16 protein-coding genes are annotated in these 18486 nt (G+C 38.3%); 15 read left to right on the top strand and 1 reads right to left on the bottom strand.

Going from position 1 to position 18486, the window contains the following annotated elements; genetic code table 11:
- Positions 1–20: 20 nt before the first annotated feature.
- The 9 genes from Q0A12_RS08975 (at position 21) to Q0A12_RS08935 (ending at position 9967) form a co-directional block, all read left to right on the top strand.
- Positions 21–1331, top strand: coding sequence for a PTS transporter subunit EIIC (locus Q0A12_RS08975; protein WP_291292310.1), 1311 nt, complete (start codon positions 21–23; stop codon positions 1329–1331).
- Entirely contained in the window at positions 1328–3082 is a 1755-nt protein-coding gene (locus Q0A12_RS08970; protein WP_291292309.1) for a DUF4091 domain-containing protein, read from the top strand. The genes Q0A12_RS08975 and Q0A12_RS08970 overlap by 4 nt, the downstream gene beginning before the upstream one ends.
- Positions 3083–3253: 171 nt before the next feature.
- Complete coding sequence (locus Q0A12_RS08965) at positions 3254–4126, top strand: ROK family protein (RefSeq protein ID WP_291292308.1); 873 nt, start codon at positions 3254–3256, stop codon at positions 4124–4126.
- 205 nt (positions 4127–4331) lie between these two features.
- Positions 4332–4796 carry a fructose PTS transporter subunit IIA gene (locus tag Q0A12_RS08960; protein ID WP_291292307.1) on the top strand — a complete coding sequence of 155 codons (465 nt, stop codon included), beginning with the start codon at positions 4332–4334 and terminating at the stop codon, positions 4794–4796.
- A gap of 161 nt (positions 4797–4957) precedes the next feature.
- Positions 4958–5266: a PTS fructose transporter subunit IIB gene (locus Q0A12_RS08955; protein WP_291292306.1), complete on the top strand. Its 309-nt coding sequence runs from the start codon at positions 4958–4960 to the stop codon at positions 5264–5266.
- A gap of 21 nt (positions 5267–5287) precedes the next feature.
- The gene (locus Q0A12_RS08950; RefSeq protein WP_291292305.1) at positions 5288–6397 is read left to right on the top strand and encodes a PTS fructose transporter subunit IIC; all 1110 of its coding nucleotides are present in this window, start codon (positions 5288–5290) and stop codon (positions 6395–6397) included.
- A 31-nt stretch (positions 6398–6428) separates the two neighbouring features.
- A complete protein-coding gene (locus Q0A12_RS08945; RefSeq protein ID WP_291292304.1) occupies positions 6429–7313 on the top strand; it encodes a class II fructose-bisphosphate aldolase in 885 nt (294 codons plus the stop codon).
- 37 nt (positions 7314–7350) lie between these two features.
- Positions 7351–9330, top strand: a complete 1980-nt coding sequence (locus Q0A12_RS08940; RefSeq protein WP_291292303.1) for a PTS sugar transporter subunit IIA — start codon at positions 7351–7353, stop codon at positions 9328–9330.
- Entirely contained in the window at positions 9302–9967 is a 666-nt protein-coding gene (locus tag Q0A12_RS08935; protein ID WP_291292302.1) for an RpiB/LacA/LacB family sugar-phosphate isomerase, read from the top strand. Before Q0A12_RS08940 ends, Q0A12_RS08935 begins: the two co-directional genes overlap by 29 nt.
- A 108-nt stretch (positions 9968–10075) precedes the next feature.
- On the opposite strand, the gene Q0A12_RS08930 is transcribed toward Q0A12_RS08935, so the two are convergent.
- Positions 10076–10792 (bottom strand): GntR family transcriptional regulator, encoded by a 717-nt coding sequence (locus Q0A12_RS08930; RefSeq protein ID WP_291292301.1) that lies wholly within the window; start codon positions 10790–10792, stop codon positions 10076–10078.
- Positions 10793–11031: 239 nt separating this feature from the next.
- Between Q0A12_RS08930 and Q0A12_RS08925 the strand changes: the two genes are divergently transcribed.
- From Q0A12_RS08925 to Q0A12_RS08900, 6 genes are all read left to right on the top strand, one after another.
- Complete coding sequence (locus Q0A12_RS08925; RefSeq protein ID WP_291292300.1) at positions 11032–11955, top strand: ROK family protein; 924 nt, start codon at positions 11032–11034, stop codon at positions 11953–11955.
- Positions 11956–14367: a hypothetical protein gene (locus Q0A12_RS08920; protein ID WP_291292299.1), complete on the top strand. Its 2412-nt coding sequence runs from the start codon at positions 11956–11958 to the stop codon at positions 14365–14367. It abuts the gene before it with no gap.
- 23 nt (positions 14368–14390) lie between these two features.
- On the top strand, positions 14391–15644 hold the full coding sequence (locus Q0A12_RS08915) for an extracellular solute-binding protein (RefSeq protein ID WP_291292298.1): 1254 nt from the start codon (positions 14391–14393) through the stop codon (positions 15642–15644).
- A gap of 77 nt (positions 15645–15721) precedes the next feature.
- Positions 15722–16621: a sugar ABC transporter permease gene (locus Q0A12_RS08910; protein ID WP_291292297.1), complete on the top strand. Its 900-nt coding sequence runs from the start codon at positions 15722–15724 to the stop codon at positions 16619–16621.
- The gene (locus Q0A12_RS08905) at positions 16622–17455 is read left to right on the top strand and encodes a carbohydrate ABC transporter permease (protein ID WP_291292296.1); all 834 of its coding nucleotides are present in this window, start codon (positions 16622–16624) and stop codon (positions 17453–17455) included.
- 183 nt (positions 17456–17638) lie between these two features.
- On the top strand, positions 17639–18376 hold the full coding sequence (locus Q0A12_RS08900) for a GntR family transcriptional regulator (protein WP_291292295.1): 738 nt from the start codon (positions 17639–17641) through the stop codon (positions 18374–18376).
- The last annotated feature ends 110 nt before the right edge of the window (positions 18377–18486 follow it).

The raw sequence follows: 18486 nt of genomic DNA, 5'->3' as shown, positions 1-18486 counted from the left end.
TACTATTGATGGAGGAAACTATGAACAAGTTCGAGAAATTTTTAACAGATAAATTATTACCGCTCTCAGAGAAGATGCAGAATAATCTTGTTTTAGGCGCTTTATCTGAAGGGTTCATCAGAACCAGCCCAGCCACGATTGGCTCAGCATTTATTTTGATTGTCGCAAATTTTCCGATTCCAGCATGGTTTGAGTTACTGCAAAAAACGAATTTAGCTTCGTCTTTAGGTGCAGTGGGGAATGCGTCAATCGGGATCATGGGCATGCTAGCGGTCTACAACATTGCGTATGCCTATGGAAAAAGACTGCATACAAACGCTCAAAACTCTGGTTTGATCGCATTAGCCTCTTACTTTATTTTGATTCCTCAACAAATCGTGACCCACGTAGAACAAAATGGTAAATGGGTAGAGTCAGCTGTTAATGCAGTGAGTTTTGATTATTTAGGCGGACAAGGAATCTTCATCGGTATGCTAGTTGCTTTATTGATCACTAAGCTTTATTCAATTTTAGCGGCCAGAAAATTCACAATCAAATTACCGGATTCAGTTCCGCCGATGGTTTCAGAATCATTAGCGCCGACTTTTATCGTGACGATTATTTTTCTGATCGTGTGTGGCATACGAATCGCCTTCTCATTTACACCCTTTAATGATATTTTCAGTTTTATCACTGAAATGATCAGTGCACCATTGAATAATCTGATGGCCAATCCGTTGACGATGATTTTCATTCAAGTGCTGCTTTGCTTTTTATGGTTCTTTGGTATCCACAATGCTGTTTTGTCCGGGCCATTGTCTGCAGTAACATTGACGATGATCACGGCAAATATTGATGCATTCACTTCAGGAAAAACGTTACCTTTTGCCATTGCCTATATGGTTTACGGTGTTTGTGGAGCTGCAGGAAATACTATGGGATTGATTATTAATTTGATGTTTGCGAAATCCAAACGATACAAAGAAATGTTTAAATTAGGGGCTCTTCCAACCGTCTTCAATATCACCGAACCTTTGGTGTTTGGTTTGCCGATCATTATGAATCCCATGTACTTTTTCCCAATGATTTTAAGTCCGCTAGTTTCCGGGCTTGTTTCTTGGGGATTAATGACTACGGTACTCCCAATCACTTATAATCCGACGGTGGAGAATATTCCGTGGACAACGCCTGGTTTTGTGAAATTCGCTTTGTCAGGAGGCTGGCAGTTTTTCTTGATGTACATTATTACCACAGCAATCGTGACATTGATTTGGTACCCGTTTGTACGAGTAGCAGATAAGAAAGAATTGGAAATTGAAAGAAATCAAACGAAACAGGATGTGTCTGTATGACGATTATTGTAACACACGATGCGTATCAAACGATTGCTGGGATTCAACAGCTACCGCCAAGTATCACAGAATTATGTGGATGTAAAAATGAAAAAATTGCCTTTCAAGTATACCTGGAAGGGATGAAAGGAATTTTGACAGCGGCTCGTGAAAAAATTTTTGTTCCTGAGTTGGAACAACCTCTTTACCGGGTAGAGATAAGCAGCGACTGTCCAGAGGTCATTGGTGAAGCCTTTATTGAAGGCTATATCCCTGATGATGATAATCGGCTGGTGGCTGATCGGGTGAGTCGCGAGACCTATACTACTTTTTCCCAATATCAACCGGGAGTGATTTTTGCCGAGTATGCCATCCCGAAAAATTTCTCCAAAAATCAGTTTACGGTCACTGTTAGCGTGTATCACTCTTTGTTGTTTTCAGATGAAGAACTGATTTTTACACAAGAACTTTCCGTAAATGTTCTGGACTACACTCTGCCTGATCCTAAAGATTATACGATGTTTTTAGATATCTGGCAGCATTCTTCTAATGTGGCACGTCAATTTGGTGTGCCATTATGGAGCGATCGACATTTCCAATTGCTTGAAAATGTGATTGCTTCTCTAGCGGACTTGGGCCAAAAATCTATCATGATAGTGGCCAGTGACTGTCCTTGGTGCGGCTGGGGAACCGCGATCGGATCAAAGGACGGCTCGAACTTCTATGAGTATTCGATGATCGATGTCATTAAAGATACGGAGGGAAAGCTTACTTGCGATTTTCGGAATATGCAACGCTATATCGATCTTTGTAAGAACTATGCAATTGATGGCGAAATTGCGTTGTATGGATTATTGGGGGTCTGGAACAAGGATGGTTTTCCTCGAAATGAGGTCAAGGATTATTCAGAAAATATTTCTGTCCGCTATTTTGATGAGGCGGACCAAACCTTCAAGTATATGAAAACTGCGGAAGAATTAGTTGCCTACTTTTCCTGTATTGTGACTTATTTTAAGGAAACAAATCAATTTGAAAAACTAAAGATTGCTACGGATGAACCAGAAATCAAAGACGTCGAGTCTGTGAATGCTTTTAAAGTATTAATAAATGAATTCAAAGCTATAGCTCCAACGATAAAAATCAAAATGGCCATTGATCGTGAAATAGCCATTTCTCACTTTATTGATGATCTTGACACAATTACATTGTCTTTTCCTTGCATTACCAAGCACATTGCAATCAACAAGCAACAGACGGAGAAACACTATCTATGGTATGTTTGCAATATTCCGGATAAACCAAATACATTAGTAAAAAATCAATTGGTAGAAGCCAGAGTTCTAGGGATACTCAACAGCTTGTTTGATTTCGATGGACTGACTAGATGGGCTTACTGTGCCTGGACAGCAAAACCGAGAGAAGATATCCGCTACGAGATCCACGGGTTTCCTACGGGAGATTTTAGTCTCGTTTATCCAGCTAAAAACGGTGAGATCGAACGCTCACTCCGAGTCATCCAATTAAAAAAAGGCATCATCGACTATGAATTACTCACTAGATTAAAACAGGTAACAGATGAATCAGAGTTGACACCTTATTACAACCAAATCGCATTAAATCAAGATCCTCAGTCCTATATGATGGATAAACGACATACAAAACCTAATTTATACAGTACGAATTATGAGGATTATGAACAGTTAAGACAAGCAGTTATCAAAGAATTGATCGTTCATTCCTTGAGAGAAGCGGAAAGCGAAGAGGTGAAATGAGAGATATTAGGACTAGTTGATCCTGAAAAGCTCTATTCAAAAAGATAATCGATACTAAAAAACGTTTTTTTGCCAATCATTTTTGGCTCTATACTAATGCTTTATTTGTATAAAGGAATACTAGGACAGTCGGTGAATAAGTGAAATTCTGCAATGAAGGAAGTGGCATAAATGGCTATTTTGGTTTTAGATTTTGGGGGATCAGCTATCAAATATGGTGTTTGGACGGAAGATGGAATGGCGCAAAAATCCTCCATTCCTTTGCCAGAAACATGGGAAATGATGCTTCAAAAACTCGCTTCAATAAAAAAACAATTTGAAGAGCAGTTTGAGATTGAAGCGATCGCTGTCAGTGTTCCGGGAGCAGTAGATCAAAAAAACGATCAAATCTTGGGCACTACAGCGATTCCTTATATCCATCAGCGTAAGTTTACGCAAGAGCTATCCCAACATTTTTCTGGATTGCCAGTTCATATGGAAAACGATGCGAATTGTGCAGCACTTTCTGAAATCTGGCAAGGAGAGGCGAAAGAAACCACCAATAGTTTATTTTTGGTTTTTGGCACAGGCGTAGGCGGAGCCATTATTTCCAATCGAAAAGTCCATAGTGGACAACATTTTTTCGGTGGCGAGTTTGGCTATATGTTTTTGAATGAAGAGAAAACGTTTAGTGAGTTGGCGAGTATCGTTTTATTGACAAAACGATATGAACAAATGACTGGCAATCGAGTAGATGGGCCAACACTGTTTTCACTTGCTGAAAAAGGGGATCGTCTAGCAGATGCGTTGTTAACTGAATTCTTTCGCTATGCTGCTAGAGGCATCTATAATTTGATGGTCAGTTTCGATCCAGAGAAAATCATCTTAGGCGGCGCTATCTCAAAAAATCAGCGCTTTGTTGAAGAGGTCAATAACGAAATCAACAAATTAAAAGCTCGTTCTGGCGCCACAGCCTTAAAGAGTGAAGTCGCAGCTTCAAGGTTTGGCAATGAAGCAAACTTGATTGGAGCTGTCTATAATTATCTGCTGAATGAAGAAGAGTAATGGTAATAAACAAAGAGTGAGAATGGGCGATTGTCCATTCTCCTTTTTTGTCTTCGGTGATGACATTTCTTTCTTAGAAATAGTCAAGCATTACTTCTATTATCCAGCTAAGAAAAAACTTCCGTAAGTCTGTGCCCTTTTTCTTTAAAAGCGCTTTCTTATTTTCTGTTATTCTTAGTTCATAAGAGATGAAAGGAGCGAAGGAATGGAAACAATCAATGAAGATCAAACAATATTTGATCGGAACGTTATTGATCTAAATATGAAAGCTACTACAAAAGACGAAGTGATTCGTGAATTAGCAACCATGCTCTTCAAAGAGAACTATCTAAGCAAATTGGATGGTTTTATCGAAGCTGTTTATGAACGTGAAGCGGAAGGAATCACAGGCATGGGGAATAATGTGGCAATTCCTCATGGAAAGTCCGAGGCTGTCAAGCGAGCAGGAATCGCTATTGGGAAGACGGACAACATGATTCGCTGGGAATCGTATGATGGTGAACCAGTCAATTTTTTCTTTCTGTTTGCTGTACCGAATGACGTATCGGGGGCGAAGCTACACCTCCAATTATTAAGCAAAGTTGCTGCAAAATTAAGTGATGATGAGCTGTTAAATCGATTGAAGATGACTCATTCCGTTGATGAAGTCATCGAAAGCTTAACCATTTAAATGAGGGGCAAAAGAAACGGCGTTTTTTGTAAGACCTTTCCAAGAATCAACTGGGGATCATCTCCTAACAACCAAGCAAAGAAACATTTTTCAATAAGTAAAAGAGTTACTGAAAACTAGAATCGAACAATCGGTTAATCCGATTGAGTAGGAGGAAGAAGATGAAAATAGTTGGAATCACTGCTTGTACAGCAGGAATCGCGCATACGTATATTGCAAAGGAAAAAATTGAGAAAGCTGCTATAAAAGCTGGGGATGATGTAAAAATTGAGACGCAAGGTTCGATTGGGGTAGAAAATGAATTAACTGAAAAAGATATTCGTGAAGCAGATGTCGTGTTGCTAGCTACGGATATTGGGGTATCGCGGGAACGATTCAAGGGGAAAAAAGTCATTGATATTCCCATAGCTATGATCATGAAATCACCAGAAGGTGTAATCAAGAAGATTCATGAAAAATTAGGCTTATGATCAAGGAAAGGAGTAGCATACATGAAGGGGAAATTTGAGGTAAAGAAACACGTCATGACAGGGATTTCGTATATGATTCCCATTATTGTAGCCGGTGGTATTTTAGGGGCGCTGGCGAAAGGATTTGGCGGATACAATATCGGAGATTTAGTTCAACCGGGGGTCACACCATTTTCTGAGATGGATCCTTATACATGGACAGGTTTTTGGTGGGGAGTCAACAAACTGAGTTCCTATGCAATGGCCTTTGCTGTTGCGGTTATGGCAGCCGGTACTGCCTATTCCATTGCTGGACGGCCAGCTATTGTACCAGCACTTATTTTAGGGTATACCGCAAATGAAACAAAAGCCGGATTTTTAGGGGGCCTGCTGGTCGCATTTGTGATTGGTTATGGTGTGAACTGGGTGAAGACATGGAAAGTACCAAGTTGGATGCAAGGCTTAATGCCGGTCTTAGTTATCCCAGTAGTAGTTACTTTAGTCAGTGGGATGCTGTTTCTAATGATCTTCTCTCCACCGTTAGCTTTTATTATGGACAGATTCCAACAATGGATCATTGCACTAAATGGGGGTGCCAAGTCTGTGATTGGTGGAGTAATCGGTGCCTGCATGGGATTTGATTTAGGCGGGCCAATCAATAAAACCGCTTCACTGGCTGCCAATGCATTAGGCGCAGATGGTATTAACGGCCCGATGGCGGCTAAATTAGTTGGAGGGATGACACCGCCAATCGGTGCCTTCATTGCTACTTTATTAGCTAAGAAAAAATTTGCTCAAGCACAAATCGATACCGCAAAAGCCGCTTTTCCGATGGGGTTATGTTTTATCACAGAAGGTGTGCTGCCATTTGCGGCGGCGGATCCGGTTCGTTTCATCATCAGCTCCGTATTAGGATCAGCAACTGCTGGAGCGATAGCGGTAGGTTCTGGCGTGGAATCAGTTGCAGCTCATGGCGGTATTTTCGTGATACCAATGATGACGAATCCATTAATGTTTGTCGTAGCTCTGGTGGTCGGATCAGTTGTTACTGGCGTGGTCTATGCGGTCATTAAACGTGAAACTGTGTCAGAAACTGAAACAGAAGAAATAGTTGGGGACGATTTCGATTTTGACATTACTTTAGAAGAATAAGAAACACGATCATAGGAAGAGAGGTACAACAATGTTAGTAAGTATGAAATCAATTTTAGATGATGCCAATAAAAATTATTATGGTGTGATGGCGATGAACAGTATCAATATTGAAATGGCACGTGCAGGAATCGAAGCAGCAGCAGAACAGCATTCGCCGATCATCATTCAATTCGGCCCAGGTCAAATGAAAAATCATGCGCATAAAGAGGAAATGATTCCACTAATCAAGGAACTTGCAGCCAGAGTTACTATTCCTGTTGCATTGAATCTAGATCACGGCATGGACTTCCAAGTCATTGCCGAATGTATCAATCAAGGTTTTACAAATGTCATGTTTGATGGCTCAAGCCTGTCTTATGAAGAAAACTTGCAAAAGACGGCAATGGTCTGTAGTCTAGCTCATAGCGTGGGCTGTTCTGTTGAAGCAGAATTAGGACATGTAGGACAAGCCTTGAACGAAGATGATGCAAATATAGATCTTTACACAAATCCTGAACAAGCATTACACTTTGTTCAAAAAACAGGTGTTGATGCTTTGGCTGTGGCGATTGGTACCGCACATGGCAACTATCCTAAAGGAAAAACACCGCAATTAGATTTTGCTCGTTTAGCAGAGTTAAAAGAGACCTTGCAGATGCCATTAGTCCTTCATGGAGGAAGTGGCTGTGGAGAAGATAATTTAAAAAAAGCAGTTTCTTTAGGAATCAATAAAATCAATGTGGCCACGGATGCGTTCACTGTTGCCAAAGAAGCGATGATGCGAGAAATAAAAAAAGACGAGCAAACGGATTATATGCACTTATGTATGGCTGCGGAAGCAGGGGTAAAGCAATTTGTGAAGGACTACATTGAGGTGATTGGCTCAAAAGATCGCTATATTTTTGGCGAGGTTGCTTACACGGGTCATGAATAATTAATGAAAGACAGAATCTGATAGGAGGGCTTTGGATTTGGTCAAAGATAAATTAGTAAAGAAAGAGATCTTGCATTTTCTTCAGAAAAATCCAGAGACCTCTATCAAAAAAATAGCTGAATATATTGGGAAATCTGAAAAATCGATTCGGAGGAAAATCGCCCAGATTGATGATTTGCTGGTGGAAAACAATCTTGGACGGATTGATACAAAGCCTGGTAAAGGAATTGCGTTTGTCCTTTACCCAGATAAACAAAATCAATTACTAAAATATTTGAGCGATTTTTCTATACCCGAAGGAATTTCCCCAAATGATGAATGGACATTGATCTGTTTATTGTTGGAAAAAGCCAGTGATCATTTTATCACTCAAGCCGAACTAGCAGAAAAATTATATGTCAGTATACCAACTTTTAGAAAACTAATGAGTCATGTGAGTGACTGGTTTGCAGATCATCATATCACCATCAAAACGATTCCCGGAAAAGGACTTGTGCTGGTAGGTGATGAATATTCAAAACGAGTAGCGATTCGAGATGCGATTCTTCTGCAAGAAGATGAAAAACAAACCGCTGTTTTGCAACGATTTGCCAAAGGAATAGCTGTTGAAGAAATCTCTGAGATCATTCGGAAAGCAGAAAGTGATTGGAAAATCAAATTTTCTATTACATCATTTATCAAAATACGAATCATGCTGATTCTGAGCATCGGAAGATTTTCTTATGCTTCGGCTATGCCAACGATCGATAATTTTGAAAGAGAATATACCAATGAATATAGTTTTGTTGAGACCCTCTATCGTGGATTAGAAAAAAGAGGATTTGGAACATTCAAAGAGGTGGACAAACGAATACTTACTGCAGAGATTCTTGTATCAAATAAATTGCGTTGGAAGGATTCTGCGGCACTTACCAATTTAAAAAATCAGTATGATAATGATTTGATGGAGTTTGTTCATACAATCATTTCATCTATTTCAGAAATTTTGCAACAGCCATTGATAGAAGACAGGATTTTGGAAGAAGAACTGACCAATCATCTTCGATCCGCCATTTTTCGCATGAAATATGGACACAAAAATTCGTCTGAATTGACCAGAGACTTAAAGAAACTATACAGTCGTGTCTTTTTGAGCGTTTGGTCAACAAGCCAATTATTCGAGGACTATTACAATGTACAGCTAACCGAAGATGAGATTGCCTATATCGTTTTGTATATTGAAGCTGCTATATTGAGAAATCAAAGCCAAGTCGATGCGTATTTAGTAACGGATCGAGGGCGTTCCCAAAGCTTATTTGCTACCGAATATATCAAAAAAAATATTCCAGAGATCAAAGAGATTCATATTATTCGAGAAGAAGAAATCGACTCTACCAGAAAAGATGTCCTTTATTTAACGATGATTCCCGTGGAATCAGTCACTGCAGTGTCAATTTCTTATCTTCCTTCAAACAAAGATCTCGTGAATATTCGAACGGCTCTTTCACGTTGGGGAATCGTTCCTGGATCAATCTCTATTTTTTCTGATGTATCCAAGCCGTTACTAGATCCAAGATTGATCTTCGTAGATCAAACATATACAAACAAAGAAGAAGTAGTGACTTTCTTATCTAACCAATTAGAGCGACTAGGATTTGTGTCGCCAAATTTCTATCAGACAGTTTGGAAAAGAGAACAAAAGACGACTACGTGCATCGGCCATCAGACTGCAATTCCCCACGGGAGTATGACGGAAGTATTTGAACCTAAAGTAGCGATAATGGTTTTGAATGAACCAATTTTTTGGTATGAGGATGAAATGGTGGATACGATCTTTTTACTGGCCACTCGAATGCAGACACCGATTGAAATTAGACAGAACAAGCATTTTTATCGTGAATTAACCGATTTTACAGAAAACGACTCACTAATGGCGGCTTTTAAAACGAGAAAAACCGCTTTGGCAGCCTTCAATTATCTTTTTTTAAAAACAAATGAGGTGGAAAAAAATGAAAATTGCACTTTTGAACGAATTTAGTCAGGCAGCAAAAAATCCGATTATCCTTAAAGAATTGACGACAATCGGCAATAAATATGGTCATGAGGTTTATAATGTTGGCATGAGTGAACCTTTACTACCAGATGACCTACCGGAAGCTTACAGTGAAGGCAATCCACGATTAACCTATATTCATTTAGGAATTCAAGCGGCACTTTTGCTTCATTCAGGAGCGGTCGATTTTATCGTAACTGGCTGCGGCACTGGTCAAGGGGCACTAATGTCACTAAATGCCTATCCCGGTGTAGTATGCGGATATTGCATCGAACCAACCGACGCGTATCTCTTTTTACAAATCAACAATGGGAATGCGTTGTCTTTACCTTATGCGAAAGGATTTGGCTGGGGTGCTGAACTAAATTTGGAGACAATTTTTGATCGTGCTTTTGGCTCGGACAAAGGAAATGGGTATCCCAAAGAACGGAAAGCATCCCAAAATCGTAATGCAGAAATTTTGAATGAAGTAAAACAAGTGATGGCAAAACCACTACTGACAGGTTTGGAAGCCCTGGATCCAGCATTGGTTCGCACCGCCTTAACCCCACGTTTTTTGGAATGTTTTGACACTGGTTGCCAAGATCTTGCCATAAAAGCATTCGTAGAAAAAATGAGATAGTAATGAAGAAGAGTAATCAACAACCCGAAGTAGGGAGAACTACTTCGGGTTGTTTGTTTGCACTAAACCTAAAACTTCAAGTTGAGAGATTTAAAAAAAGGAAGATACTCATCTAAAAGCAATATAGTACTTGTATTCATTCCCTGTATAATAGCACTCCGTGTATTCCTTGAATGTATGAGTTGCATCTGATGCAAAGCGACTTCTTTTTAAAACAGGTGTACCTGATTTGATACGCAAATGATAGGCGACTTCTTGCATAGGCATAATAGCTTCGATTACTTCTTTATCATTTATGACAGTAATACCCTGTTCTTTTTTTAGATAAGTATAAAATGAACCATAGTAATCAAAGGGGTCCAAACTGAAAGATTCATTAAATTTGAAATAAGTCAGAAAGTAACCAATATTCTTCTTGTCATATCCCATAAGCCGTTTTAATACGATTATTTTTTCTCCAACTTTAGTATCCAGATAAGTAGCGAGTTTTTGGTCAGCATGAGTAATCAGTACATTTACTTTTTTTGTAACGAAAGAATCCCCGAACTCTTCGATCTGATCGGTTAAGCTCTTGATCAGTGTAAAACGATTATCTTTCTGAATCTCATTTTTCCTTACAAAAGTACCTTTAGAACGTTCACGTTGTAATAAGTTTTCTTTAACAAGTTCATCGATGGCTTTTCGGATTGTAATTCGACTGACATGGAATATCTCACATAGCTGAAACTCCGTAGGGATTTTTTCTCCTTCTTTCCATTTTCCTATTTGCACATTATTTCTCATTTCTTCTGCAATCTGTAAATAATAAGGAATTCCGTTAGACATAATGACCCTCCTTTTATTGTTATATACAATAGAACATAACAAAGAAAAAGCTGTAGTTTCAGCCATTTAAAATGTACATAAATAGCTATTGAAAACGCTTCTTTTAATGATTATACTATTGTCATAACTAAAATACAATGTGATGCCTCAAATGATTAGACAAACAGAGTTATTGATTTGGTAATCAGAAACTGTTTCAAACTTATTACAAAAATGAGGCGACTAGAAGGAGGAGCTTATTGGATCCGTTAGTTATTTGTTTAGATGTTGGCGGTACTTTTGTTAAAGGAACTGTATATAACAACAAGAATAAACCATTACTTGAAGGGATAAATTATTATCCTGCCTATGCAAATAAAGGAAAAGAGGAGATACTGGGGAACTTTTTTCAAATTATTTACGATCTTTATCAACAAGTGACTTTTGATAAAAAAATAGTAGGAGCGTTAATGATAGCATTTCCCGGTCCATTTGATTATGAAGAAGGTATTTGTCTTATTCAGGGATTAAGCAAATATGAAAGTCTGTATCAGACGAATATCAAAGAAGAACTGATAAAAAGATTCAACCGCTCACAGGAACTACCCATTACGAGTGACTTCAGTATTTCAATTTTTAACGATGGGACCGCATTTGCATTTGGGGAATATACGTTACAGTCTTTTGCTCAAAAAAAAGGAATTTATATTGCGATAGGAACGGGGTGTGGGTCAACGTTTATTAAAAATGGGGAGATGGTTCGCGGATCTTATGGCATTCCTGAATCAGGAATGATTTTTGATGAACCGTATAAAGATGGAACTATTGATGATTATCTTTCAGCAAGAGGGCTAGAACAAATTATTGAGCAGACACTGGGGGAGAAAGCAAGTCCGAAAATAGTCTATGACCGCGCTAAAGATGGCGAACAAGCTGCAGTGGAAGCTTTTAATCAATTTGGTCAACAGGTGGCAGAAATATTGAGTCCTTATGTGAAAATGTTTCACCCTGATGAGATTGTTCTTGGAGGTCAAATCAGTAAAAGCTTTGAATTTATGGAAACAGGAATTCACAATATTTTTATAAGAGAAAATATTCAAGTAAAAATCAGAGCAACAAAGGATACTTCGAAAGCAGTTATTCAGGGATTAAATACCCTAAAAATAAAGAAAGCAGGTTTATAGATGGCGACAAAATTTAAGATGTATTTGATTTCTCATTCCCATACGGATATTGGTTACACAGATCGGCAAGAAAAAATTGAACGGTACCATGTTGATTTTATCAAGCAAGCAATCAAAATTTTTCAATCGATCGAGTCTGGCACCCACAAAGAATGGGAAGGCTTCAAATGGACATGTGAGAATTATTGGCAAGTAGAAAACTTTATGACACATGCGACGGAAGCAGAAATTGCCGAATTTAATCGATTGGTTTTGGCAGGAAAAATTGATGTTTCACTTAATTATTTGAATATGACCGAATTGGCAGATGATACGGTCTATCGTTCAAAATTGGCTGAAGGAAAAAGTTGGGCGAAAGAGATTGGTTTTTCCGGTAGATCAGCCATGACAGCAGATGTGAATGGGTATAGCTGGGGTTATGCTTCTGCACTTGTTGATAACGGAATTGACTACTTATTTTCATGCGTTCATGGGCATCATGGGTTAGCTCCATTAAGGAGACAGCAACGACCTTTCAAATGGCAGACACCAGACGGCAAAGAACTACTGGTATGGAATGGTGGTCATTACATGTTAGGTAACGAGTTTTTGCTTATTCCGAATACTCGTTTTACTTATCATTTAAAAGACGAGTTTGAAAATGATACAACCACGGACCAATTTCAAATTACAGAGCGACGAATTTTTAGATATGTGGCCTCGTTGAAAGAATATGGGTATACGTATGATTATGTGCCAGTAATGATTTCGGGGGTTGTTTCTGATAATGCGCCCGCCAATGGTGCATTGATGGATACCATCAATAAGTGGAATACGCGCCATGGCGATGAAATCGAATTGGAAATGATAACGCTTACTGATTTCTTCGCTCTTGTTGAAAAAGAAACGGTGCCGGTTTATTCAGGTGACTGGAACGACTGGTGGGCTGATGGCGTAGGATCCACCCCAGCTGCAACGAAGATTTACAAAGAAGCACAACGAAAATACCATTTGGCGAAAAAATTGGATCCTGATTCAACGAGAGGAATTGCTTCAGAAGTGAAAACAGCTGAAGATAATTTGATCATGTATGCGGAACATACGTGGGGATATTCTTCATCGATCTCTGAACCATGGAATACGTTGGTCAATGATTTAGAATATCGAAAAACCAGCTATGCGACGATTGCAAACGTAGCAGCTTCAAAAAATCTCGATGAGATTCTAGCCAGTTACGGTCAGGTCTCTATCTATCCAAATCGGGAGAAAAAATATAAAGTGATTAATCCCCATGATCAATCGGTTACCGATATGGCAACGGTTTTAATTGAGGAGTGGGAGCATGTTGATGGAACCTATATCACTGAAAAGAATATGTCTCTGATAACAGCTACTGATTGTGGATCGGGAGAAATTATTCCATCGCAAACGGTTAGAACAGCTCGAGCAATTGAAGTAAAAGTTTGGGTCACTTTGAATCCTAAAGAGGAGAAAACGATCAAGCTTTCTATTGGAGAAGTACCAGAGAAATTGTATGATCTTTCTTTGTCACAAGGATCAGAAGGTATAGCAGACATTATGCCATCTTCTAGCAAAGAAATCACAACAGTCAATCGAATTGAGAACGATTATATTAAGATGAGCATTGATTCAACAAAGGGAATCAATGAATTAGTATTTAAAAAAGCGAAATCTGCGATTTTACATCCAAAAAGGGTACATTCGCTTTTTGCTGGGATTTATGAATATACTCCGATACGAACAAATCCAGTAGAAGAACGACGGGTAATGGGAAGAAATCGTAAAGGAAAATTTGCCAAGCGTTATACAGCAGAATTAACAGATGTCCAAATTTTGTCTGATGGTGAGTTGTTTACAAGTGTTCTCTTAAATTATCAACTACAAGGAACAAACATTTATGCCGTTTACCTGAAAGTTTACAAAGTATCTTCAAGAATTGACGCCACGATCCGTGTTCATAAAACCAGCGAATGGGCGCCAGAAAATCTATACGTCGCACTGCCGTTTAGCTTATCTAACAGTGAATTGTTTGTGGATAAAATGGGCTGTCTGATTCGTCCGGGCATCGATCAAATTCCAGAAACGAATATGGATTTTTATCTGACTCAGAATGGCATGATTTATCAGTCGAAAGAAGAACGATTGTTGATTAATTGCAATGATGCTCCGTTAGTGACATTTGGGGACTTAGCTGCAGATGAAATTACGTTGGCCAATGATCATACCGCATGGAAAAACCAAGAGATTGCCTATTCTTGGATAATGAATAATTACTGGGAAACGAATTTCAAAGCAGATCTGGGCGGCTTTTATGAGTTCAATTACTCTATCCAATACAGTGATGATATGCAACAGGACAGTCAAATACAATTTATGAATTTAGCTCAAGGGATTATCGGTATATCAATTTAATTCAATCAAAGGGAGGTTATCATGTGAAAGTATCAAAAATTTTGTCAGGAGCTATGTTGTTTTCAGTTTTGTTCATTGCTGTTGGTTGTGCCAAAGGATCTGACTCCACAGCAAGTGAAGGAAAGAAAGATTCAATTGAGATCCTGAATGACAAGAATCAAGGGACGGGGAAAGCCAAAACATTTGTACCAATTTTGGAAAAAGAAACAGGTTTGACTGTTAAATTTGTTAACACCCCAGACTTAAGTTCATACCAAACAAATATCCAACAATCTTTACAAGGAAATGATGCACCGGCTTTGTTTACTTGGTGGACAGGGAGTATGTTGAAGGACTTGGTCAAAAACGATTTAGTAGAAGACTTATCTGATCAATGGTCGGATTATGAAGCGGCGGGTGTCAGCGATCAAATAAAGGACGCATTATCTGTGGATGGTAAAGTTTATGGTGCACCCTTGAATATGATTTATAACGGCGTTTATTACAACAAAGAGATTTTCAGTAAATATGGCATTGAGGAACCAAAAACATTTGATGAATTTCTTAATGTTTGTAAAGTGCTGAAAGAAAATGGAGAAACACCAATTGGAATCGGTAATACATGGCAGTCATTCTGCTGGCCACAAGCTTTGATGGGAAGTCTTGATCCAGACTTATATGAAGAATGGATTTCTGGAAAAGTACCATTTACAGATGAACGCGTTAAAAATGTTTTCTATCAATGGATTGATATGATTCAAAAAGGATATTTTTCCGATGTGCAACAAGACCAGATCAAAGAATTTTCCGGCAAAAAGACTGCGATGTTCTACCATGCAACGAATTCTTTGACTAGTTTGAATGAAGATTACGGTCTGGAATCTGGAAAAGATTTAGATATGTTTATTTTACCAGCTAAAAATAGTAGCGATAAAAAAGCAATTTTTTATGAGGTAGCACCGCTATTGATCGGTAAAAACAGTAGCAATAAAGAGAATGCAAAAAAAGTATTGAAGGGCTATTTCAAACAAGATGTACAACAAGAATATGCAGATAAAACTGGAATGGCCGCAGTGACAAATGTGACGTTTAATGATCCAATCAGTAAAAAGCTAGTTGATGAAGTAAATGATACTGACAATTATTCCTTGCATTTGCGATATTACGAGCAATTCAACCCAGAACTTGTTAATTTCTCTATTGACGAATACTGGAAAATCTTTTCTAACCCAACAAAAGATCAGGTAGATAAAAGCTTAGAAGCCATCCAAAATAAATGGGAAAGTTTGAATAAATAAAGCGTGGCGGAGGCTGCAAGATAGATGTAAGCAGAATATAGCCCTTCTAATTCAGCAGCCTCTTATGAGGAGGAACTATGGAACATACTGAAAAAGTACTACTGCGAAAGAAAGCAAAACAATTCTCTCTCAAATCACTGATTCCTTACCTATATGTATTACCAGCAGCTATTTTGGTCACTGTATTTTTTGTAATGTCAGCGATTTATACTTTTGGATTAAGCTTTACAGATTGGGATGGATTATCTGCACTTCGTTTTATCGGACTTGATAATTATATCCGATTATTTCAAGATGAATATTTTATCCAATCTTTTCTAAATACCTTGATTTGGGTGTTTTTTGCTTTGATTATTCCTGTGATTATCCCATTGCTGTTAGCAATAATGATTACAAACAGTCGCTGGGGATCTATTTTCAAAAATCTATTTTATTTACCGAATGCCGTATCTCCAACGATTGGTGCACTGATCATGACTTCGTTATTATCGAATTATGGATTGCCAAAACTATTAGAACTGTGGGGACTCACAGAAAATACTACTTATTGGTTAGGTATACCCTATGTCAACACATTTGTCATGATTGGCGCGGGTATTTGGCAGGGGATTGGAACAAATTTGATTCTGTTGATCGTTGGATTAAGTAATCTACCTGCAGAACCGATTGAAGCGGCCAAATTAGATGGTGCTTCAAATAGTCAGCTTTATCGGTATGTAGTTCTTCCTTTGCTAAAACCGACATTGATTGTAGTATTATTAATGGCGATTATAAATAGCTTCAAGACTTTTGATGGCATTTGGTTAATGACAGGAGGGGGACCTTATAGAAGTTCTGAAACACTAGCAGTGACCATGTACAAGGAGTCTTTCATCAATGGTTCCTATGGTTATGGATCAACTGTAGCGACTGTACTTTCGGTCATTGTTTTGCTCATCTCGATCATTTATCTAAGACAAACATTTAAGGAGAAATAGATGGATAAAACAAAAAAGAATTTTAGAATAAATAATTTGATTTTGTGTATCTTAGGCTTTATCTGGCTTTTTCCTTTTACATTTGTATTAGTGAATAGTGTGAAGTCAGGCGCTGAGTATAACCAGGGAAATTTTTGGGATCTGCCTACAGGAATAGCGATACAACAATCTATCGATTTTATCAGTGAACGGGTTTCGTTAATGAGTGGTTTCTTGAATAGTTTACTTTATGGAGTGCTTTCAGCAGCAATAGCGATTTTATTAGCAGCTCTAGCAGCCTATGCTATCACTAAACTAAAAATAAAAGGACGTTTCTTTTGGTTTATGCTGATATACAGTGGAACGATTTTTCCTTTTCAAATGTACCTTGTTCCTGTGTATAAAATGTATACCAAGTTTGGCTTATATGACACTCAGATTGGGATGATCCTTTTTTATTCAGCGATCTCCATACCATTTTGTATATTTGTCTTACGCAATTTTTTTGATGGATTAGGTAACGAGCAAATGGAAGCAGCTCGAATTGACGGGGCATCCGATTTTCATGTGTTCTACAGGATCTATTTGCCAATGGCTAAAGCACCTATTTCCGCCTTGTTCTTGTTCCAGTTTTCATTCGTTTGGAATGACCTTCTGTTTGGTTTTACATTTAGTAAATCGGGAAATATCCGTCCAATCATGACCGTATTGTCTCAATTGAACGGGCCGAATGGTGCAACGACAAATGCGCCTGCTGTGCTTCTAGCTTGTGCGATTGCATCAATTCCGACGATTCTACTTTACATTGCTTTGAATAAGAATTTTGAAAAAGGATTGGTTATGACAGAGAAATAGCAGCTTATTTTCCTTTTCTTCCATTATCTAGAAGGTCAAATAACTCCAAAGGAAAGAGTAGACCTTTTCTGAATAATCGCTTTAAAGCACGATGTATCAATAAGAAAACGCATTCTTCGTTGCTTGCTATTTTTTTCTGAATATATTATTGTTATGACAATAAAGCAAGTAGGAGGACGGAAATTGAACGACAAACTAGCAAAAAAGAAGGGGTCCAGTCCGCTGTATAGTCAAATCGCGGATGATTTAAGATTTAAGCTTTTGTCAGGAGAATGGAAAGCGGGAGAAAAAATCCCTCCGGAACTCGAACTATGTACAATATACAATGTCAGTCGAATCACAATCAGAAAAGCAATTGATGAACTTGTTCGAGAAGGACATTTATATCGTGAACGTGCAAAAGGTACATTCGTATTATCCGTGGACCATACGACAGAAAAAGAGCATTATACGATGGTCCGCAGCTTCACACGAGAGATGGAGGAATTAGGGAAAACTGTCCATACGTTAAAGGCACATGTCCAGTTGATCCATGCTTCTGAGCGGATTTCTCAACAATTAGGAATTGAAAATGGTGGGGAAGTGCTCCAAATCAGACGGACAAGAGGTGTAGACGACAGTAAAGCATTTGCTTATTTTGTCACACATATCCCATACATTGAGAAATTCTCCTTAGATAGTAAGGATTACTATGGTTCATTATATGATTACCTGAAAAAGTTCAACATCGTATTAAGTGAGTCCAAAGAATATGTGGAAGCAGTCATGGCGACACCTGAATTACAAGCAATTTTAGAAATACCTGATGTGACACCAATTCTAAAAAGAGTGCGCATGGTTTCAAGCAGTGATGGACAGTACAAGGAAATCAGTGACTGTTACTATGTTGGAGACCAATATCGTTATTACGTTGAAATGTGATTCGAAAAAAGTAAAGTGCAAAATAGACCAGCTATTTTGTGCTTTCTTTTTAAGACGCAAGAGTGTAAGACAGCGATTTGGCCTATCCTATTTTATTTAATTGTTATGAC

This window comes from Enterococcus sp., from assembly GCF_022711995.1.
Lineage (GTDB): Bacteria > Bacillota > Bacilli > Lactobacillales > Enterococcaceae > Enterococcus_D.
Note: the sequence above shows the minus strand (reverse complement) of the source record. Positions and strands in the feature narration are given on the sequence as shown.